The sequence below is a fragment of the Rhizobium sp. 01L419 genome, assembly GCF_056400025.1.
Genome location: NZ_JBFTSM010000005.1, coordinates 135,995 through 156,185 on the forward strand (window position 1 = coordinate 135,995; position 20,191 = coordinate 156,185).

Consider the following 20,191-nt stretch of genomic DNA (forward strand, 5'->3'; position numbering starts at 1 on the left):
GCCAGTTTTTTAGGATTTGTGCCTACCAGCGCAGCAAAACGGCGCCCCAGGTGAAGCCGCCGCCCATGGCTTCCAGCATCACGAGGTCGCCCTTCTTGATGCGTCCGTCGCCTGCAGCCGTCGCAAGCGCCAGCGGAATGGAGGCAGCGGACGTATTGCCGTGAAGATCGACGGTAATGACAACCTTTTCCGGGGCAATGTTCAGCTTCTTCGCCGAACCGTCGATGATGCGGCGATTGGCTTGGTGGGGGACCAGCCAGTCGAGATCATCAGAGGTCGTTCCGGTCGAATCGAAGGCCGCCTTGATGACGTCGGTAATCATGCCCACGGCATATTTGAAGACCTCGCGGCCCTCCATGCGCAGCTTGCCGACCGTACCCGTCGAGGACGGACCGCCATCGACGTAGAGTTTTTCCTTATGCGAACCGTCGGAGCGCAGATGCGCGGTCAGCACGCCACGGTCTGCCGTCGTCCCCTCGCCTTCGGCTGCTTCCAGCACGATCGCGCCTGCGCCGTCTCCGAAAAGCACGCATGTCGTGCGGTCATTCCAGTCGAGGATGCGGGAGAAGGTCTCAGCACCGATGACGAGTACGCGCTTGGCAAGACCGCCACGGATATAGGCGTCGGCCGTCGTCACCGCATAGACGAAACCCGTGCAGACGGCCTGAACGTCGAAGGCAAAGCCATGCGCCATGCCGAGACGATTCTGGATGTTGACTGATGTCGCCGGGAAGGTGTTATCAGGCGTCGAGGTGGCACAGATGATCATATCGATATCACCAGGCGTCAGCCCGCCATTTGCGAGCGCGGCACGCGCTGCCGCCTCGCCGAGCGACGCCGTCGTTTCGTCATCGCCGGCAATGTAACGCTGCCGGATGCCGGTACGCTGGACGATCCATTCGTCCGACGTGTCGACGACACCTTCCATTTCGCGATTGGTCATCACGCGTTTCGGCAGTGCAGCTCCGAAGCCACGAACCACTGATCGGATCATATTGCTTGAACCCCGTCGCTCACGCGGCTTCCGGCCCCATAGGGGGCAGCCGCTTGGCATGATATTTTTTGAGATCGTTTTCTATTTTCTGGGTCAGGCCATTCTTGGCCATGTCATAGCCGACTTCGATGGCCGCGGCTATGCCTTCGGCATTCGCTCCGCCATGGCTCTTGATGACGATACCGTTCAGGCCAAGGAAGACGCCGCCGTTGACCTTGCTCGGATCAAGCTTCTCGCGCAGCATGTCGAAAGCGCTCTTGGCGAAGAGATAGCCGATGCGAGCAAGCAGCGTGCGCGACATTGCAGCACGCAGATAGGCGCCGATCTGCCGGGCTGTGCCTTCGGCGGCCTTCAGCGCGATATTGCCCGAAAAGCCTTCCACCACCACGACGTCGACTGTGCCCTTGCCAAGATCGTCACCTTCGACGAAGCCGGAATATTCGAGCGAATCGAGATTGGCTTCGCGCAGCAGGCGACCGGCCTCCTTGACCTCTTCCTGGCCCTTGATTTCCTCGACGCCGACATTCAGCAGGCCGACGGTCGGGCGCTCCAACTCGAAGAGCGCGCGTGCCATCGCGCCGCCCATGAGCGCGAAATCCATCAACTGCTGCGAATCGGCGCCGATCGTGGCGCCAACGTCGAGCACGATGCTTTCGCCCTTCATCGTCGGCCAGATGGCGGCGATCGCCGGGCGTTCTATATTGGCCATCGTGCGAAGACAAAACTTTGCCATGGCCATGAGCGCGCCGGTGTTGCCGGCGGAAACGGCGACATCGGCCTCGCCCGACTTCACCGCTTCGATAGTGCGCCACATGCTGGAGATATAGCGGCCGCGGCGAAGCGCCTGGCTGGGCTTCTCCTCCATGCTGACGGCAAGTTCGCAATCATGAAAAGTCGACTTTTCCCTGAGCTTGGGAAACTTCGCCAGAACCGGCTCGCACTGTTCCTTGATACCGTAGAAGACGAAGGAAATATCCGGGTGCCTGTCCAGCGCCTTGGCGGCGCCAGGGATGACAACCTGGGGACCAAAGTCGCCACCCATGAGGTCGAGAGATATTCTGATCACGCGTCCCTGATCCTTCTCTTTCGCCTCCAGGACGAAATTTCGGCCAAAATACCGGTTTTGGCGTCGCTTACAACTGAATTGTGGCAAATGCCGGGGATGCTTCAGTCCTTTTTCCAGTCCTTAAGCGCGGCAAATGCGGAAGGCTTCCGGTCATTTTCACCGGTGTCCTCGATATGACCCTCGAACTCCACGCCTTCCTTGCGCGGATAAGGATCGATGGCGAGTGCGGCGAATTCCGCAACGATCTCGCCGGCATCGATCGTATCGCCGACGAAGGTCTGCGGAAGATCCGGACCGTCAGGATCCAGTATCATTTCACCGGCATCATTGGCCGGATGGCGCGCGAGCTTGGAATTTTCCGGAACGAAGATCTGCTCAAACGTCTCATCGATCCTGGATTCGACAGGCTCGAGGGTAACGATGCAGGACTGAACGATCTTCGCCTGCACGCGTCCCTTGACGCGTATGCCGTCGCGCTTCCACCTGTTGATCTGCAGATCCGCGTGGAGATCGTCCACCGACACGACGTTCCAGCTTTCGGCCAAGGCCTTCAGCTCGTCCTTGTCGGCGCTCACGCGGACCTCAACCGGGTTAGCGGAAATGTGGCCGACCTTTACAGGATAGGAAAAAGGAATCTCGTTGTGATCGTTCTTCATGGTCTTGCTCCTCAGGCGACCTGCGGAATCGTCGCCGAGCCGGTGGAGATCGCCTCTTCGGGAATGGCCGACAGGTGGGCTTCCGCCGCCATCATCCAATGCGCCAGCCCGCTCATGTCGGCAGCCCCGGCGGTTTCGGGATAGATATTGCGCTGGAGTGCCGCGGAAAGAGCCGCCACATCACCGGCATCCATCGCCTTCGAATAGGCTTCAAGCCGGCCATAGAACATGCCCGCGAGCTTCTTCATGCGCTTCGGCACGCTATTGTCGCCGATACCGAGTTCGCGAATCGAATAGTCGATATCCTGAAAGAATGCATCGACGATTTCCTGGGCGATCTCCTGGCCGCTCGTCCCCGATGCGCGGGTGCGGCGGAAAAACAGGATCATGGCAATCGACAGCATCTCGAAGCGGCCCATGACGGTATCGGGCACGTCAAGGCGTTCATAGAGCTCCGGCATGCGGGCAGCGGCCGTCAGTGCCGCGTATTGCCGCTCGACGATGGCCTGGTTGCTGTTTCTCTTACCGAAGAGCCCGAAGATCATTTGTTTTTTCCGGAAATGCCGCATTCTTGGCGCCGAGCGGCACCGGGCCTTGTTGCATGATTTCGAAAGCTGGTTTACCGAAGCAGGCGCGAATTGCAATGCTGTTCGTGGCTGGTTTCGGGACAGCTGCGCTTCGGTGGACAAAGAGGCGGATCGGGAAAATTCGACCCCGGAATGGCCACAATGGTTTTGCAGGAGGAAGCACGCAGTGTTTGGAATGGCTGCTATCGATACTCAAGGGAGTAGATGTCGTTGAAGAAACGGTATTTCAAGTCAGACGTGAAATTCTTCAGCAATGCGGCCATTGCCATCGTAATCGCCTCCGCCACCGCCCTCTCAAGCTGCCAGACGAGCACCGTGCTGAACGGGGGGTATATCGTCGATGAGCAGTCGCTGGCGCTGGTGCCCGAGGGTTCTAGCCGCGAGCAGGTGCTGCTGTCGCTCGGTACGCCATCCACGACGGCAACCTTCGACGGCGAAGTCTTCTATTACATCTCGCAGCGCCGACAGCGCTCGATGGCCTACCAGAAGCTGCGCGTCACTGAGCAGAGCATTCTCGCCATCTATTTCGACAAGGACGGCGTCGTGACCCGCCGCGCCAACTATACCCTGCAGGACGGCAAGGTATTCGACACGATTGCCCGCGTCACGCCGACCGGTGGCCGCGAACTCACCTTCCTGCAGCAGATGCTGTCCGGCGGCAGCGCGGCGAATGCGGCCAAGAGCCTGTTCGGTGGCGGTGCCGGCGGCACGCCGCAGAACCCGTCCAGCCTGCGTTAAGGCAAGCTGTTTCTCACACGGAAAACCCGCCGGATCGCTCCGGCGGGTTTCTTGTTTTGTTGGCTTACGCGCCTTAATGCGCAAGAATCGCCAGCAGCAGCAACGCCACGATGTTGGTGATCTTGATCGCCGGGTTGACGGCGGGACCGGCCGTATCCTTGTAGGGATCGCCGACGGTATCGCCCGTCACCGACGCCTTGTGCGCGTCAGAACCCTTCATGTGGCGCACACCATCCTTGTCGACGAAGCCGTCTTCGAAGCTCTTCTTGGCATTGTCCCATGCGCCGCCGCCCGAGGTCATCGAGATCGCGACGAAGAGACCGTTGATGATGACGCCGAGCAGCGATGCGCCAAGTGCYGCAAAGGCCGACGCCTTGGAGCCGGAGATGACGAGCACGCCGAAATAGACCACGACGGGCGCCAGCACCGGCAGCAGCGACGGAATGATCATTTCGCGGATCGCAGCCTTGGTCAGAAGATCGACGGCCTTGCCGTAATCAGGCTTTTCCGTGCCCTGCATGATGCCTGGCTTTTCTTTGAATTGCCGGCGCACTTCTTCGACGATCGCACCGGCGGCACGGCCGACGGCAGTCATTGCGATCCCGCCGAAGAGGTAGGGAATGAGACCTCCGAAGATCAATCCCGCCACCACATAGGGGTTGGAAAGATCGAAGGAAATTTCGCCGATGCCGGCAAAATAAGGAAACTTGTCGCCATTCGCCGCAAAATATTTGAGGTCATAGGAATAGGCCGCGAAGAGAACCAACGCACCGAGACCAGCAGAACCGATGGCGTAGCCCTTGGTAACAGCCTTTGTCGTGTTGCCGACAGCATCAAGCGCATCAGTGGACTTGCGTACCTCTGGTGGTAGATGGGCCATTTCGGCGATGCCGCCGGCATTGTCCGTGACCGGTCCGAAAGCGTCGAGTGCTACGATCATGCCGGCGATGCCAAGCATGGCTGTGACCGCAATACCGGTACCGAACAGACCGCCGAGCTGATAGGTGGCAAGAATGCCGCCGACGATGACGATTGCCGGAAGTGCCGTCGATTCCAGGGATACTGCAAGGCCCTGGATGACGTTGGTGCCGTGGCCGGTGACCGATGCCTGGGCGATCGAGACGACCGGGCGCTTGCCGGTGCCGGTATAATATTCGGTGATTACGACGATCAGCGCTGTAACGACGAGGCCAACGAGACCGCAGAAGAACAGCTTCGTGCCGGTGACATCGAAGCCGGCGACCTGACCGAGCGACCCCCAACCAACCGTCAGCGAGGTTGCTGCGCCAAGACCGATGATCGACAGAAGGCCAGTGACGATGAGCCCCTTGTAGAGGGCGCCCATGATCGAACCGTTGGGGCCGAGCTTGACGAAGAAGGTGCCGATGATCGAGGTGATGATGCAGGCGCCGCAGATTGCCAGCGGATAGATCATAGCCGACTGCAGGATAGGTGCGCCGGCAAAGAAGATTGACGCAAGAACCATCGTGGCGACGACGGACACCGCGTAGGTCTCGAAAAGGTCGGCCGCCATGCCGGCGCAATCGCCGACGTTGTCACCGACGTTATCGGCAATGGTTGCCGGGTTGCGCGGATCGTCTTCCGGAATGCCGGCCTCTACCTTGCCGACGAGGTCGCCGCCGACATCTGCACCCTTGGTGAAGATGCCGCCGCCGAGACGGGCGAAGATCGAAATCAGCGATGCGCCGAAGCCGAGCGCCACGAGGGAGTCAATGACCTCACGCGAGCCAGCCTCGTGTCCGAGTACGATGGTCAGCACGTAATAATAGATGGAGACGCCGAGCAGTGCGAGGCCGGCCACCAGCATGCCGGTGATCGCGCCCGACTTGAAGGCAATGTCCAGGCCAGCCTTGAGGCTCGCGGATGCTGCCTGGGCGGTGCGCACATTGGCGCGGACGGAAACGTGCATGCCGATGAAGCCGGCAGCACCCGAGAGGACGGCGCCGATCAGGAACCCGATCGCGGCCGTGGCGGAAAGAAGCAGCCATGCTGCAATGAAAACAACAATGCCTACGATGGCAATGGTTCTATACTGACGCGTCAGATAAGCCTGTGCGCCCTCGCGGATATAGCCCGCGATCTCCTGCATGCGGCTGTTGCCCTGGTCGGCAGCAAGTACCGACCGGGTTGCCCAGATGGCATAGACCACCGAGAGCAGGCCACATGCGATTACCAATAAAAGAATGGTCATTCGCTCTTTCCTCCCATAAGCCGGAGCTCACTCCTTCTCCGGCGACGAATGCTGCTGAATCGACTCCTCTCCATAGAAACGCCCAGCAGGCGAGCGGAGATTGCGTGGTCGATAACGTCGCGTCAAGACTGCAAAACTTCAAAAGCCTTGCAGTTCCGCAGAAACAAAGGGAGGGATCGTTTGGCGGCTAAGTGCCTATTTCTTCTGGTCGCCGCGCACCTGCTTGGCGATGCGGTCCAGAACAGCATTGACGAGCTTCGGCTCATCATCGTCGAAGAAGGCCCGGGCGATCTCGACATATTCGGTAACGATAACGGCGACGGGCACGTCCTTGCGCTCGACGAGTTCGAAGACGCCGGCGCGCAGGATGGCGCGGACGGTGCTGTCCAGACGCGATAGCGCCCAGTCGTCCTGCAAGGCGGAGGCGATCAGCGGATCCAGACGAAGCTGGTCGCGCACGACGCCAGAAACGATCGAGCGGAACCAGCCGGCGTCAGCCTTCAGATAGGTTGCGCCGTCGATTTCCTGTCCAAGGCGGTGGGCCTCGTATTCCGCCACGATTTCCAGAACGCCGGTGCCGCCGATATCCATCTGATAAAGCGCCTGCACAGCCGCAAGACGCGCAGCGCCCCGCTGATTGGCAGCCTTGACCGGTCGTTCGGTATTTTCGTCAGTCATTCTTTATGCACCCAACTTCTTCTTCAGCTCGATCATGGTGAGAGCTGCACGGGCAGCGAAACCGCCCTTGTCCTTTTCCGAGCGGCGCACGCGCACCCAGGCCTGTTCATCATTCTCGACGGTCAGGATACCGTTGCCAATGGCAAGGGACTCGCTGACAGCGAGATCCATAAGAGCGCGCGAGGACTCGTTCGACACGATGTCGAAATGATAGGTCTCGCCGCGGATGACCATGCCGAGGGCAACGAAACCATCATACTGCGTGCCGTCATTATCCGCGCCATCGAGCGCCATGGCAATCGCCGCCGGAATTTCCAGCGCGCCGGGCACGGTGACGACGTCGCAAGTAGCGCCCGCCTCTTCCAGCGCGAAGGTCGCGCCTTCCAGAAGAGCATCAGCCATGTCGTCATAGAAGCGTGCTTCGACGATCAAAATATGGGGAGCGGTCTCTTTCGGCATGGTTCACCTTCGTTTGGAGGGGCATTTTCCACTCGGGCAGGCCGCGGTCAAAACATGCCTTCGTCCGAATGGCAAGCAAATTCGGGTGGCGCTCTAAAGGAAAGACGAAATATCTGCAATGGGATAGCAGAGGCAGACATTGTCAGGCGCAACGACGCAAAAAACATGCTTAGCCGGGTGCCGCAATAACGGCAATTCCAAGGCGGATTTCATGAACAATTTGTAATTGGTTTTCAGTGGCTTAGGCCATTGAAACGCCGATGCTGCAGCGCCAAATCCCTGTCGTAACACCGACGATCCCCTGCAACGACAGCCGACCGTCCCAGCTGACGAAAGGATACTATCATGAACCGCGTTGCTAAAATCGCTATTGCCGCCGCTTTCTCCTCCCTTGCATTTGCCGGCGTCAGCCGGGCTGAAAGCCTCGGCATGAATACTGCCCAAGGTATCGAACAGACCCTTCGCACCTTCCAGGGCAACGACTTCGACATCCAGCCCGTCTACGACTGGCACAACCTCGACGACGAAAGCACCGGTCCGCGCTCCGTCCTCCAGCGCTCCCAGAGTGCTGTCCACGCCATACAGGCCTCCATCGACGCCAATAGGTCGCTAGCACACAGGCTGAACAGTGATGGTGTCAATATCCGCAATGTCGTGAACGCCGAACAGGCAGCCGACGGCAGCATTACGTTCTACGTTCGCTGAGGCTGCCACGGAAGGCGGGCATGGGCGGCTGATCTCCTCACCGCCCATGCCGCCTTTTCCGGAAATCTCTGTTGCATTTTCCGCCGGATAGGGTTGTCTTCTCGCCAAAGCGGAGGACCCTATGGCGACGAATGCAAAGCCGGTCATCAATACGGCCGACCTACCCCTTGAGCATTGGACGAGAGGACGGCTTTTCGAAAGCCGCGACACTTCGTTCGGAAAACACCTGGGTCTCACCAATCTCGGCATCAGCTACAGCGAAGTGCCGCCCGGCAAATCCGGTTGCCCCTTCCATAATCATCATGTCGAGGACGAGCTCTTCTATATCATCGAGGGCACGGGCGAATATCGTTTCGGCGACCAGCGCTATGCGATCAAGAAGGGCGACGTGCTGGGCGCGCCCGCAGGCGGGCCGGAAACGGCGCATCAGATAATCAATACCGGATCAACGCCGCTCATCTATTTCGGCCTGTCGACCAAGGCGAAGACCGAGATCTGCGAATATCCCGATTCCGGCAAGTTTCTCGCCAAGACCAACCGCGAAGGAAGCTCCTTCGACCATATCGGCCGGGGAGAAAATGCGCTCGATTACTGGGACGGCGAACCCGGCCTCTGAACCTCGGCCACCTCTCGACAATTTGTTCAAAGCATTCTCATCATGATCGATATTCCGACCTTGGAGACCGAGCGGCTCGTGTTACGCCCTCACCACATCGATGATTTCGATGCTCATTACGATCTTTGGCGAAACGAGGACGTCGTGCGTTTCATCAGCGGCGTTCCTTCCACCCGCGAGCAGAGCTGGTCGCGCATGCTGCGCCTTGCCGGCATGTGGCACTATATGGGCTTCGGCTTCTTCGCGATCGAGGCGAAAGAAAGCGGCCGTTTCATCGGCGAAGCGGGTTTTCTCGAAGCCAAACGGGACATGCAGCCGTCGATCGAAGGCACGATGGAGGTGGGTTGGGCGTTGCTGCCTTCCGCGCACGGCAAGGGTTATGCCACAGAAGCGCTGAAGGCAATCATCGGCTGGGGCGAGAAGCAGTTTCCGGGACGACCGATGAGCTGCATCATCAGCCCGGACAATTCCCCTTCCCTGAAAGTAGCCGAGAAGCTCGGCTTCAGGGAAACAGCGCGGACGGACTATAGCGGTCCGGTCATTCAGTTTTTGCGCTAGGGAATTCGGCAAGACGGGCGGCATAACGCGCCATCGTGTCGACCTCGAAGTTGACGAAGTCGCCTGCCCTGCGTTCGCCCCAGGTGGTGACCTCAAGCGTGTGGCGGATCAACAGCACGTCGAAATCCGTACCATCGACGGCATTCACGGTTAGCGACGTGCCGTCGAGCGCAATCGAACCCTTGGGTGCCACGAATTTCGCGAGATGGAAAGGCGCGCGCAGACGGAAGCGGGTGGCATCGCCTTCCTCCGTGACCGACAGGATCTCGGCCTTGCCATCGACATGGCCGGAGACGATGTGGCCGCCCAGCTCGTCGCCGATCTTCAGCGAACGTTCGAGATTGATATGGCTGCCCGCCTGCCAGGTGGAAACAGTGGTGAGCCGCAGTGCCTCCTCCCACGCTTCGACCTCGAACCAGCGGCCGTTGCTGCCGTCCTGCGGCAGGCCGGTCACCGTAAGGCAGATGCCGGAATGGGAAATGGAAGCGCCCATATCGATGGTCGCCGGATCGTAATTCGTCGCGACGCGAAGCTTGATGCCTTCCTTCAACGACGAAACGGATTCGATCGTGCCGATATCGGTAACAATTCCGGTGAACATCAATTCTCTCTTTCGTATTCGTCCAGGCGATCCGCGCCGAATATATAAGTGCCCCTGTGGGCGAAGCCGGATGGTATGTCGGTTGCCTGCAACGGAGATTCAATACCGCCCTCGCCGATGACGAGAGGCGCCTGATAAAGCTGGATACGATCGACGAGACCGGCTTCCAGGAAAAGCCTCGCGGTTTTCGCGCCGCCTTCGACCAAGAGCGAGGAGATGCCGCGTGTGGCAAGCGCCGGCAGCAGGACTTCCGGGTGATAGGGATTGCAGTAGAGGATCTCGACGCCGGCTGCTTCGAGTGCTGCGCGGCGGGAGTCCATCTCGGTGGGGTCGGTGGGTGTGTTACCCCCCTCTATCCTGCCGGACATCTCCCCCACAAGGGGGGAGATTGGCTGGGGGCTGGCTCCCTGCCCCACATTTTCCGTTGCGGGTGACGAGCGACCATCTTGGGAATTCGGAGCAAGCGCCTTGCCGATCTCCCCGTTAGTGGGGGAGATGTCCGGCAGGACAGAGGGAGGTGTCCCATCCGCCTCCGACCCTAGCGGTGAAACCTCTTCACTCGCCACAACGATGACCGGCACCTCCCGCGCCGTCTCGACAAGCTTGCTCGTCAGCGGCAGCGAAAGAGTGGGATCAAGCACGATACGAACAGGCGATTGCGTTTCAAGCCCGGGCGCACGCACCGTCAGCAACGGATCGTCAGCAATCGCGGTGCCGATGCCAACGAGGATCGCATCGGTTTCGGCGCGCAGCGCCTGCACCTGGGCGCGGGCTTCCGGGCCAGTGATCGCCACCTGCCCTACCCCCTCGCGGCCGATCATGCCATCGGCTGAAACGGCAAGTTTGAGAGTCACATAGGGGCGGTTCTTCGTCTGGCGGGTGAGATAGCCTGACAGGGACTGCCTGCTCTCTTCCTCCAGCACGCCCGACGTCACCTCGATGCCGGCATCGCGCAGCATGGCAATGCCGCGGCCGGACACTCTGACATCAGGATCGGTGACACTGATGACGACGCGGCCGACGCCATAGGCGATCAGGGCCTCGGCGCAGGGCGGTGTCTTGCCGTGATGCGAGCACGGTTCAAGCGTGACATAGGCCGTCGCACCGCGGGCGAGTTCGCCGGCTTCGGCCAGCGCCTGCGGCTCGGCATGCGGGCGGCCGCCGAGCGCGGTCACGGCACGGCCGACGATCACGCCATCGCGAACGATGACGCAGCCGACGGATGGGTTCGTGGAAGTCTGCCCCGTATGCCAGCGCGACAGGCGGATCGCGGCTGCCATGAAGCGTTCATCCTCAGGCTGCGCGATCCCCTCGCCCATGGTCAGACGTCCAGCGGATCGCGGCCGATCTTGGCGTTGATCTCGGCGATCAGTTTTTCGAAATCCTCGGCATGCGAGAAATCGCGATAGACCGAAGCGTAGCGGACGAAGCCGACATCATCGAGGCTCTTCATGGCTTCGAGAACCTGCAGGCCGATCTGTTCGGAGGAGATTTCCGTCTCGCCCGAGCTTTCCAGCCGGCGCACGATGCCGGAGACAGCGCGCTCGATGCGATCGCGATCGACCGGACGCTTGCGCAATGCCACATCGAAGGACCTGACCAGCTTATCACGGTCGAAGGGAACTTTCCTGCCGGTCTTCTTGGTGACCATCAGTTCGCGCAACTGCACGCGCTCGAAGGTCGTGAAGCGGCCGCCGCAATCCGGGCAGATGCGGCGCCGGCGGATGGAGGTGTTATCCTCCGCCGGGCGTGAATCCTTGACCTGAGTGTCTTCCGAACCGCAATAGGGGCAGCGCATGCCTTCTCCTTAGCATCGGCCCGAAAATCGAAATCGATTTTCGGAAAGCCTGATGCGTAGATTCAAAGAGTTAGAGCGTCCTTCGTGCGCCCGAACGGGCGCACGGCGCTCTAGCCCATGTAATCATACATGGGGAAGCGATCGGTCAGGTTCACCACCTTGCCGCGGACGGCAGCCTCGACGGCGGCATTGCCCTCGTCGGAATTAGCAACCTTCAGGCCATCGAGAACCTCGACGATGAGGTTACCGATTTCGCGGAATTCCGCTTCCTTGAAGCCGCGCGTCGTGCCGGCCGGAGCGCCGAGGCGCACACCCGAGGTGACAAAGGGCTTTTCAGGATCGAAGGGAATCCCATTCTTGTTGCAGGTGACGTAGGCGCGGCCGAGCGCTGCTTCGGCGCGCTTGCCGGTGGCGTTCTTCTTGCGCAGGTCAACCAGCATCAGGTGGTTGTCCGTGCCGCCGGAGACGACATCGAGGCCGCCAGCGATGAGCGTTTCGGCGAGCGCCTTGGCGTTCTTGACGATCTGCGCAGCATAATCCTTGAATTCCGGCTGCAGGGCTTCGCCGAATGCGACAGCCTTGGCGGCGATGATGTGCATCAGCGGGCCACCCTGGAGACCGGGGAAGACCGCCGAGTTGAACTTCTTGGCCAAATCCTCGTCATTCGTCAGGATGACGCCGCCGCGCGGACCACGCAGAGACTTGTGGGTCGTCGTCGTCGCAACATGGCAGTGCGGGAACGGCGACGGATGTACGCCGCCTGCAACGAGACCGGCGATGTGGGCCATGTCGACCATCAGGTAGGCGCCGACAGAATCAGCGATCTCGCGGAAGCGCTTCCAGTCCCAGATACGCGAATAGGCGGTGCCACCGGCGATGATCAGCTTCGGCTTGGTTTCCTTGGCCTTGCGCTCGACTTCGTCCATATCGAGCAGGTTGTCGCCTTCGCGCACACCGTAAGACACGACGTTGAACCACTTGCCGGACATGTTGACCGGCGATCCGTGCGTCAGGTGACCGCCGGAGTTCAGGTCGAGGCCCATGAAGGTATCGCCCGGCTGCAGCAGCGCCAGGAATACCGCCTGGTTCATCTGCGAACCGGAGTTCGGCTGAACGTTGGCAAAATTGACGCCGAAGAGCTTCTTCGCGCGCTCGATGGCCAATTCCTCGGCGATATCGACGAACTGGCAGCCACCGTAGTAGCGCTTGCCCGGATAACCCTCGGCATATTTGTTGGTCATGATGGAGCCCTGGGCTTCCAGAACGGCGCGGGAAACGATGTTCTCGGATGCGATCAGTTCGATCTCATGCCGTTGACGACCGAGTTCCTTTCCGATCGCGCCAAAGATTTCCGGATCGACGTCCGCAAGCGAGCGATTGAAGAAGGATTCGGTGGAAGCATTGGTCATGGCGGGCTCCTACGGTGGAATGCGGCAAGGTATTAGCCTTCCGCCGATGCGAGGGCAATACGAAGAACGACATTTGCTGGGCTAAGCGCGCGAGGCGATCACTTTGATTGAAGTGCGGGCCGCAGAAACAAAAAAGCCGCGCAAATGGCGCGGCTTTCGAGGATCGTTTGATGTCCGGACTTACTGTACCGGCTGCTCCATGCCCGAGGTGGTGTCGAGGGCCAGTTCGGCATTGCCGTCCATCTCGTAGATGTCGTCGCGGAACTGAACGACGCCGTCGGGCATGCCCCAGGCCGAGATGTAGACGAAATAAACAGGAACTTCGGTCGCGAGCTTGATCGGCGTGTTGGTGCCGCTGGCGATCACCTGCTCCATCTGCTGGCGGTTCCAGCCGGGCGTTTCACGCAGCAGCCAGTTCGACAGGTCGCGCACGTTCTGGACGCGCACGCAGCCCGACGATTCAAAGCGCATGAGCTTGTTGAACAGGCCCTGCTGCGGCGTGTCGTGCATGTACTCGCCGTTCTTGTTGTAGAAGTTGATTTTCGTGGACGCCATGGCGTTGATCTTGCCGGGGTCCTGACGGAACATCAGGTTCGGCGCCTCGCCGTTCCAGTCGACGGTCTCGGGGGGAACTTCGTTGCCCTTGCCGTCGATCAGGCGGATGGCGTTCTTTTCGAGATAGGTCGGATCCTTGCGCATCAGCGGCACGATGTCCTTCTCGACGATCGAGCGCGGCGCGGTCCAGTACGGGTTGAGGATGACCTCGTAGACCTTCGAGTTGACGAGATGCGTCGGGCGGCTCAGACGGCCGACAACCGCGGTATGGCGCGTCGCGACACTGCCGTCTTCAACGGCTTCCACATAGGCAGCCGGAATGTTGACCATCAGGTGGCGGCGGCCCAGGTCTTCCGGGAAGGTCTGCAGGCGAATGAGGTTGGTGTTCAACTGCTGCAGGCGCACATCGGCGGGAATGTTCATCGCCTTCAGCGTGAATTCGCCGAGCACACCATCGGCGGGCAAGCCGTGACGGGCCTGGAAGCGCTTGACGGCGCCGTCGACATAGGAATCGAAAGCGTTGGACAGGCCGGCTTCGCGCGGCAGATCGCCGGTGATCGCGAGACGCTGGCGCAGCGCCTGGACGGTGGGGGAGCTAACGCCGAGCTGCAGGCGCTGATCGCCAGGATTGACCTCAGGCCAGCCGCCGGCGGAAGCGATCTGCTGATACTGCATGATCGCCTGCTGGGTGCTCGGCACCGACTGCGGGCTGAGGATCGGAGTATTGGAGAGAACGGCAGTCGCCGTGCGCGAGGCGGCCTTGGCATCGAACTGGTCATCCCAGTTACCGCGTTTGGGGGCATTCAGGAGCCCATCAAGCGCCGATTGCGCGAATGCGGGTCCGGCAAGCGCGCTGGCACCAACCGTTGCCGCCGACGCCAGGAAGGCGCGGCGGGAGAGAGCTTCAATTCCGTTCTTCTTAGACATTCGTCCCAACCACTCAATGCCGCGGTGGAGGAAGCCGCAGCCATTTGCGATATCACCGCGCTTTAACGCAGATCCCTATCCGTTCGTTCTTCCGGCGCAGCAGGAAATTCCGCCAGTCCCATCACAAGATTGCGAGCAACCTGGATGGTGCCAATGGTTCATCGAGGACGCCGGCTATCGAATATTCCGCTGTCACATCAATATGGCCAATTCGTGTTGCCGGGCCGGAAGACAGACTGCCGGTTGCCGGGAACCGCATGCCACGAACCATATGACGGGTAAACCGTGCCGGTTAATAACGACTAAAAAACGGCTTGAATACCGGGCTTTGCGCTTGGGTGGCATGCGTTGCAAAGATGCCACGCAAAGGCGAACGGCAAAACCGGACGCGCAGGGAACGCATCCGGTTTTCGTCAACCCTGAAAGGAGGTCTCGGGTCTCAGAGGCGATACAGGATCTGATCGTTCCAGAAGCGATCCAGCCGCTGCAGGAGCTTGTTCATCTGGGTAAACTCATCCGTGCCGATGCCGCCGACCTTATCGATCGAGGCGATGTGGCGTTCGTAGAGTTTGGCGACCGTTTCGGCGATGTCCTGGCCGGTTTCGGTCAGGCTGATGCGGACCGAGCGGCGGTCGATGCGCGAGCGTTGGTGGTTGATGAAGCCGAGGTCGACCAGCTTCTTGACGTTGTAGGAGACGTTCGAGCCGAGATAGTAGCCGCGCGAACGCAGTTCGCCGGCGGTCAGCTCGGAATTGCCGATGTTGAAAAGCAGGAGCGCCTGGATGGCGTTGACGTCACTGCGGCCCTGACGGTCGAACTCGTCCTTGATCACGTCGAGAAGACGACGATGAAGACGTTCAACAAGGTGAAGGGATTCCATGTAAAGATCACGGATGCCCTGTTCGTGTGCATGGAAAGTCGATACCGCCTGCGGCTTGATTTTCGTGTTCATTTGACTGCCTCACTGTTTTGTTTGGCGGTGTCGTTTTCTTCCCGCCTTGAGTGAGACCCTATCGAATACATATAAAATTCGACTTAAACCGCAGGCTTAACAGAGGCTTACGAAAACCTCTTGCTGTATCAGGGTAAATCAACGCTTACCTGGCGACGCTGGCGGCGTCGCTCCAGCCACAGGGAAAGCCTGAAAATCCAGTAGATGACCGCCACGATCACATGGAGCAGGATGATCAGCTGGTTGGCCCCGAAGGTCTGCGGAAGCAGGCCGTACATGAGGATCTGGCCGCCGGCGGCAAGCACCCAGATCACCGGTCCCCAGGAAACTGTAAGCCAGAGGCCGAGCGAGGCGACAGGGAAAAGAACGGCAAGGCAGGTGCTGGCGACCTTCCATGGCAGGCTCAACAGATCGAAGCGGCCGGCGCCGACCAGCGAGTAGCCGACGAGCATCGCCCAATATTGCAGGCCGAACCAGAAACAGGAAACGGCGACGAGCCGCAGGAAGAAGATAAAGAGGATATCCGTCAGCGTCCGTTTCGGTATCGTCGGAGAATCGGTTTCCATGGCGAGACCTCACGTTCCAAGTCGCGGCTTCGATTTTTCGGGTTTCATCCGCCGCGGCCAATCGTCCGGTTTGGATTTCCCGGGGCGCATGATAATGACCGCTCCGATAAATGGAATGGCCCAGGGACAGATATCATGCAGGACAAGACGCATCTCGTCGATGAAATCACCGGTCACCGCCGCATGCGGCGCAACCGCAAGGCGGACTGGACGCGCCGGCTGGTGCAGGAAAACCGCCTGACGGTTGACGATCTGATCTGGCCGATCTTCATCGTTCCGGGAACCGGCATCGTCGATCCGATAGCTGCCATGCCCGGTGTCAACCGCATGAGCGTCGACAAGGCGGTCGAGGCGGCCAGGGAAGCGGCCGATCTCGGCATCCCGGCGCTTGCCACCTTCCCTGATATCGAGATGGAATTGCGCGACGAAACGGGCTCCAACAGCCTGGTTGCCAATAACCTCATCAATCAGACGACGGCGGCCATCAAAAAGGCGGTGCCTAATATTGGCATTATTACCGATGTGGCGCTCGACCCATTCACCAGCCACGGGCATGACGGCATCCTGCGCGACGGCGAGATCGTCAATGACGAGACGGTCGATCAGGTCGTCCGGGCCGCGATCCTGCAGGCCGAGGCCGGCGCCGACATCATCGCTCCCTCGGAAATGATGGACGGACGTATCGGCGCGATCCGCCGCGGGCTCGATGCCGCCGGGCATCAGAGCGTCGGCATCATGTCCTATGCGACGAAGTTCTCCTCCGGCTTCTACGGTCCCTATCGCGAGGCGATCAACACCAAGGGTCTGCTGAAGGGCGACAAGAACAGCTACTATATCAATCCAGCCAACGGCACCGAAGCGATCCGCGATGCCGCCCTCGATGTCGAGGAAGGCGCCGACATGCTGATGGTCAAGCCAGGGCTCGCCTATATCGACATCTGCTGGCGCGTGAAGGAGGCCTTCGGCCTGCCGACTTTCGCCTATCAGGTCTCGGGCGAATATTCGCAGATCAAGGCCGCGGCGATGAACGGCTGGATCGATGGCGAGCGGATCATGATGGAGACGCTGCTCGCCTTCAAGCGCGCCGGCTGCGACGGCATCCTCACTTATTTTGCGCCGGAAGTGGCGAAAATCCTCGCCAAAAGGTGATTTTGGGGCGAATTATTGTATTTCCCCCTGACGATACCATATCAGCGGCATCGTTTTTCGAAGGGAGATATGGATGAGCTACGATCCCAACCCGCTTTATGCCGCACCGGAGGACTGGCGCGCCTATAGCGGTGTGCTGAGCCGTCGCGTCCTCGCTTTCATCCTCGACTATGTCATCGTCGCCCTGCTCTGCATTCCGGCGGCGATCGTGGTGTTCTTCCTGGGAATCGTGACACTGGGGCTCGGCTTCTTTCTTTATCCGGCGCTGTTCGTCATCGTCGCGGGCATCTACTTCGGCCTGAGTGTCGGCGGTCCGTTACAGGCCTCCCTCGGCATGCGCGCGATGGGCATCGCGATCGTGCGCGTCGACGGGCGGCAGATGGACTTCCTGACGGCGATTGTTCACCTGGCGCTATTCTGGATCCTGAACTCGGTGCTGACGCCTCTCATTCTGCTGGTCGGCCTGTTCACGGAGCGCTCGCGCCTGCTGCACGATTTCCTCGTCGGCACGGCGACTGTCCGTACCAACTGATGTCCGTACCAACTGATTCAGTCCCGGCGGGGACGAAATAAAGTCTCCGCCCGCCCTTTGCCGGCCATAAAAGGACGCCATATCCAAGAAATCGAATATTCGATTGCGCGGCACTGAATGCCGTGCTGTTGACGTTTTTTATTCTTGCGTCATGCTGTCCGCATCGACAGGCGCCCCGAAAGGAAATCTCCGCGAGAGATGAATACGCAGACCACGCCATCCCCTCAGTTTTATCTGACGGCTCCGGCTACCTGTCCGTATCTGCCGCATGAGATGGAGCGCAAGGTCTTCACTCATCTCGTCGGCCCCCGTGCGGCGGAGATGAACGATATCCTGACCCAGGGCGGTTTCCGCCGCTCGCAGAACATCGCTTATCGTCCCGCCTGCGAGGCTTGCCGCGCATGCGTGTCCGTACGCATCCTGGCGCAGGAATTCGAGCCCACCAAATCAATGAAGCGGGTACTGACGAGCAATTCCGATATAATCGCCACGGAATTTCCGGCCCAGCCGTCGAGCGAGCAATATTCCCTGTTCCGCCGTTATCTCGATTTTCGCCACCAGCAGGGCGGCATGTCCGACATGACCGTGCTCGAYTATGCGATCATGGTGGAAGACACGCATGTAAACACCAAGATCATCGAGTATCGCCGACGCGAGGAAGGTTCAGGGCTGGAGACGCGACCGAAGGGTGAACTGCTCGCCGCCGCCCTGACCGATACGATGAGCGACGGCCTTTCGATGGTCTATTCCTACTTCAATCCGGATCTCGACCGGCGCTCGCTCGGAACCTTCATGATCCTCGATCATGTGCGCCGCACGAGAGCGCTCGGCCTGCCGCATGTCTATCTCGGCTACTGGGTTCAAGGGTCGCGGAAGATGGATTACAAGACACGCTTCCAGCCGCAGGAGCATCTGACCCCGCGCGGTTGGGAACGATTCGATCCCTCTTCTCTCCAGGACGATCCGCAGGACTGATGCCCCTTGCCCACCTTTCCGATCACCGGAAAGGCCTGCTGCTGACGGCAATCGGCGGTCTGGCACTTTCCATGGACATTCCGCTCGTCCGTCTTGCCGAGGGCGATATATGGTCGATCCTCGGCATGCGAAGCGTGGCCACGGTTCTCGCCGCGCTCATCATCCTGATCGGTATCCGCCTTTTCTCCGGCAAGTGGCCGGTGCTCATTCCGGGACGGCCCGGTGTGGTGGCCGGTCTGCTCTACGGCATCTCCTCCCTCACCTTCGTGCTGGCGGTCTTCAATACGGCCACGGCCAATGTTGTCTTCATCGTCGCTTTCAACCCGATGTTCGGGGCATTACTTTCCTGGCTGTTCCTAAAGGAGAGGCCACAGCCGGCGACGCTAATCGCCATGCTGTTCATGATCTTCGGCGTCGGACTGATCGTGAACGAAGGACTTTTGAGCGGCCACGTCTTCGGGGACGCCATGGCGCTGCTCAGCGCGCTTATCCTCGCCGCAGCCATCACAGTTGGGCGTGCCTCGCGCCGGGAGATGGGCTTCGTGCCACTGCTTGCCGCCATCCTGCCGGCAGCACTCGGCCTAACACAGATCCTGCCATCCGGGCTGTCAATCGCCCATCCCGGCTGGATCCTCTTCAATGGTGCCATCCTGATGCCAGTCGCCTTCTGGTGCCTGGCGACGGGACCGCGTTACCTCTCCGCGCCCGAGGTCGGCATGTTTTATCTCTTGGAGACAGTGCTTGCGCCGATCTGGGTCTGGATGATCTTCGCCGAAACGCCCGCTACCATGACGCTCATCGGCGGCGCGATACTGGTTGCAGCGATTGCCGCCCATTCCGTCTGGATGGCGAAAGGCAAGAGCGTTCAGTCCGCTTGATCGGCCCGCTCACACCATAGCACCGGCGGACTGACCTGCCTCGGAGTTCGATCGCTTCGGACCAGTGGAAAGCTCCAGTTCTCGATCCAGCCCTTCGACAATATGCGTCCAGCCCTGGCGGGTCTTTTCCTCATATTCCGCCCATTCGGCGCACATTTCATGCGTGAGGGTCAGGCGACTGCCGCTGCCGAGCGGTTCGATATCGATTTCGACGCGATCGCAATTGTGGTCGTGCTCCTCGACCGAAAAGCAGAAGACGATGTGTCTGGGGCGCTTCAATTCCAGGAATACGCCGTGATGAAAGGCGTCGCCGGTCGGGCGGCGGTCGACGATGAAGAACCGGCCGCCGACGCGCGGATCGATATCGGCGCGAATGACGTGGCCGTCATCGGTCGCAAATAAAAAGCGGCGGGCGATTTCGGGATTGAGCCAGGCATCATAGACCGTGGCAGGCGGCGCCCTGTAACTGTGGGCTACGTGCAGTTTGATGGTATTGGCGGCAGGCATCGGCGTTCCTCCGGTGGTGGGCCTCCGTTGTCGGGGCCTCCATTGTTCGCGCGCGCTCACAAGCGTACGGCTA

General features: G+C 60.1%; 22 protein-coding genes and 1 pseudogene. 8 read left to right on the forward strand and 15 right to left on the reverse strand.

Annotated features, from left to right (window positions below; genetic code table 11):
* Nucleotides 1–22: 22 nt before the first annotated feature.
* From AC1DUP_RS12350 to AC1DUP_RS12365, 4 genes and pseudogenes are all read right to left on the reverse strand, one after another.
* Nucleotides 23–994 carry a beta-ketoacyl-ACP synthase III gene (locus tag AC1DUP_RS12350; RefSeq protein ID WP_477832785.1) on the reverse strand — a complete coding sequence of 324 codons (972 nt, stop codon included), beginning with the start codon at nucleotides 992–994 and terminating at the stop codon, nucleotides 23–25.
* Nucleotides 995–1,013: 19 nt separating this feature from the next.
* On the reverse strand, nucleotides 1,014–2,060 hold the full coding sequence (gene plsX, locus AC1DUP_RS12355) for a phosphate acyltransferase PlsX (RefSeq protein ID WP_113295306.1): 1,047 nt from the start codon (nucleotides 2,058–2,060) through the stop codon (nucleotides 1,014–1,016).
* Between the two features lie 101 nt (nucleotides 2,061–2,161).
* On the reverse strand, nucleotides 2,162–2,716 hold the full coding sequence (locus AC1DUP_RS12360; protein ID WP_115035359.1) for a DUF177 domain-containing protein: 555 nt from the start codon (nucleotides 2,714–2,716) through the stop codon (nucleotides 2,162–2,164).
* An 11-nt stretch (nucleotides 2,717–2,727) separates the two neighbouring features.
* Nucleotides 2,728–3,319 (reverse strand): annotated as a pseudogene (locus AC1DUP_RS12365) (ubiquinol-cytochrome C chaperone family protein).
* Between the two features lie 188 nt (nucleotides 3,320–3,507).
* Between AC1DUP_RS12365 and AC1DUP_RS12370 the strand changes: the two are divergent.
* Nucleotides 3,508–4,041: an outer membrane protein assembly factor BamE gene (locus tag AC1DUP_RS12370; protein WP_113295303.1), complete on the forward strand. Its 534-nt coding sequence runs from the start codon at nucleotides 3,508–3,510 to the stop codon at nucleotides 4,039–4,041.
* Between the two features lie 73 nt (nucleotides 4,042–4,114).
* Here the strand turns inward: AC1DUP_RS12370 and AC1DUP_RS12375 are convergent, their stop codons facing one another.
* The 3 genes from AC1DUP_RS12375 to ribH all read right to left on the reverse strand — a co-directional run bounded on the left by AC1DUP_RS12375 (nucleotide 4,115) and on the right by ribH (nucleotide 7,390).
* A complete protein-coding gene (locus AC1DUP_RS12375) occupies nucleotides 4,115–6,253 on the reverse strand; it encodes a sodium-translocating pyrophosphatase (RefSeq protein WP_477832786.1) in 2,139 nt (712 codons plus the stop codon).
* Nucleotides 6,254–6,448: 195 nt separating this feature from the next.
* On the reverse strand, nucleotides 6,449–6,931 hold the full coding sequence (gene nusB / locus AC1DUP_RS12380) for a transcription antitermination factor NusB (RefSeq protein ID WP_113509124.1): 483 nt from the start codon (nucleotides 6,929–6,931) through the stop codon (nucleotides 6,449–6,451).
* Between the two features lie 3 nt (nucleotides 6,932–6,934).
* A complete protein-coding gene (gene ribH / locus AC1DUP_RS12385; protein WP_113295300.1) occupies nucleotides 6,935–7,390 on the reverse strand; it encodes a 6,7-dimethyl-8-ribityllumazine synthase in 456 nt (151 codons plus the stop codon).
* Nucleotides 7,391–7,735: 345 nt separating this feature from the next.
* On the opposite strand from ribH, the gene AC1DUP_RS12390 reads away from it, so the two are divergent.
* From AC1DUP_RS12390 to AC1DUP_RS12400, 3 genes are all read left to right on the forward strand, one after another.
* Complete coding sequence (locus tag AC1DUP_RS12390; RefSeq protein WP_113295299.1) at nucleotides 7,736–8,095, forward strand: hypothetical protein; 360 nt, start codon at nucleotides 7,736–7,738, stop codon at nucleotides 8,093–8,095.
* A 121-nt stretch (nucleotides 8,096–8,216) separates the two neighbouring features.
* A complete protein-coding gene (locus tag AC1DUP_RS12395) occupies nucleotides 8,217–8,711 on the forward strand; it encodes a cupin domain-containing protein (RefSeq protein WP_113295298.1) in 495 nt (164 codons plus the stop codon).
* A 42-nt stretch (nucleotides 8,712–8,753) separates the two neighbouring features.
* Nucleotides 8,754–9,269: a GNAT family N-acetyltransferase gene (locus tag AC1DUP_RS12400; RefSeq protein WP_113295297.1), complete on the forward strand. Its 516-nt coding sequence runs from the start codon at nucleotides 8,754–8,756 to the stop codon at nucleotides 9,267–9,269.
* On the opposite strand, the gene AC1DUP_RS12405 is transcribed toward AC1DUP_RS12400, so the two are convergent.
* The 7 genes from AC1DUP_RS12405 to AC1DUP_RS12435 form a co-directional block, all read right to left on the reverse strand.
* Nucleotides 9,250–9,870: a riboflavin synthase gene (locus AC1DUP_RS12405; RefSeq protein ID WP_477832787.1), complete on the reverse strand. Its 621-nt coding sequence runs from the start codon at nucleotides 9,868–9,870 to the stop codon at nucleotides 9,250–9,252. The genes AC1DUP_RS12400 and AC1DUP_RS12405 overlap by 20 nt on opposite strands.
* A complete protein-coding gene (ribD, locus tag AC1DUP_RS12410; RefSeq protein WP_477832788.1) occupies nucleotides 9,870–11,189 on the reverse strand; it encodes a bifunctional diaminohydroxyphosphoribosylaminopyrimidine deaminase/5-amino-6-(5-phosphoribosylamino)uracil reductase RibD in 1,320 nt (439 codons plus the stop codon). The genes AC1DUP_RS12405 and ribD overlap by 1 nt, the downstream gene beginning before the upstream one ends.
* Before the next feature lie 2 nt (nucleotides 11,190–11,191).
* On the reverse strand, nucleotides 11,192–11,668 hold the full coding sequence (gene nrdR, locus AC1DUP_RS12415) for a transcriptional regulator NrdR (RefSeq protein WP_113295294.1): 477 nt from the start codon (nucleotides 11,666–11,668) through the stop codon (nucleotides 11,192–11,194).
* Between the two features lie 110 nt (nucleotides 11,669–11,778).
* The gene (gene glyA / locus AC1DUP_RS12420) at nucleotides 11,779–13,077 is read right to left on the reverse strand and encodes a serine hydroxymethyltransferase (protein WP_113295293.1); all 1,299 of its coding nucleotides are present in this window, start codon (nucleotides 13,075–13,077) and stop codon (nucleotides 11,779–11,781) included.
* A gap of 180 nt (nucleotides 13,078–13,257) precedes the next feature.
* A complete protein-coding gene (locus tag AC1DUP_RS12425; protein ID WP_477832789.1) occupies nucleotides 13,258–14,559 on the reverse strand; it encodes a L,D-transpeptidase family protein in 1,302 nt (433 codons plus the stop codon).
* Between the two features lie 439 nt (nucleotides 14,560–14,998).
* Nucleotides 14,999–15,511 carry a transcriptional regulator LdtR gene (gene ldtR, locus AC1DUP_RS12430; protein ID WP_113295289.1) on the reverse strand — a complete coding sequence of 171 codons (513 nt, stop codon included), beginning with the start codon at nucleotides 15,509–15,511 and terminating at the stop codon, nucleotides 14,999–15,001.
* 128 nt (nucleotides 15,512–15,639) lie between these two features.
* Complete coding sequence (locus AC1DUP_RS12435) at nucleotides 15,640–16,077, reverse strand: DUF6163 family protein (RefSeq protein ID WP_113308432.1); 438 nt, start codon at nucleotides 16,075–16,077, stop codon at nucleotides 15,640–15,642.
* 135 nt (nucleotides 16,078–16,212) lie between these two features.
* Between AC1DUP_RS12435 and hemB the strand changes: the two genes are divergently transcribed.
* The 4 genes from hemB (at nucleotide 16,213) to AC1DUP_RS12455 (ending at nucleotide 19,611) form a co-directional block, all read left to right on the forward strand.
* Nucleotides 16,213–17,226, forward strand: a complete 1,014-nt coding sequence (hemB, locus tag AC1DUP_RS12440) for a porphobilinogen synthase (RefSeq protein WP_477832790.1) — start codon at nucleotides 16,213–16,215, stop codon at nucleotides 17,224–17,226.
* Between the two features lie 73 nt (nucleotides 17,227–17,299).
* Nucleotides 17,300–17,758 (forward strand): RDD family protein, encoded by a 459-nt coding sequence (locus AC1DUP_RS12445; RefSeq protein WP_113295286.1) that lies wholly within the window; start codon nucleotides 17,300–17,302, stop codon nucleotides 17,756–17,758.
* 198 nt (nucleotides 17,759–17,956) lie between these two features.
* Nucleotides 17,957–18,733, forward strand: coding sequence for an arginyltransferase (locus AC1DUP_RS12450; RefSeq protein ID WP_477832791.1), 777 nt, complete (start codon nucleotides 17,957–17,959; stop codon nucleotides 18,731–18,733).
* Nucleotides 18,733–19,611: a DMT family transporter gene (locus tag AC1DUP_RS12455; protein ID WP_477832792.1), complete on the forward strand. Its 879-nt coding sequence runs from the start codon at nucleotides 18,733–18,735 to the stop codon at nucleotides 19,609–19,611. The genes AC1DUP_RS12450 and AC1DUP_RS12455 overlap by 1 nt, the downstream gene beginning before the upstream one ends.
* Before the next feature lie 9 nt (nucleotides 19,612–19,620).
* Here the strand turns inward: AC1DUP_RS12455 and AC1DUP_RS12460 are convergent, their stop codons facing one another.
* A complete protein-coding gene (locus tag AC1DUP_RS12460) occupies nucleotides 19,621–20,118 on the reverse strand; it encodes an SRPBCC family protein (RefSeq protein WP_477832793.1) in 498 nt (165 codons plus the stop codon).
* Nucleotides 20,119–20,191 lie beyond the last annotated feature (73 nt).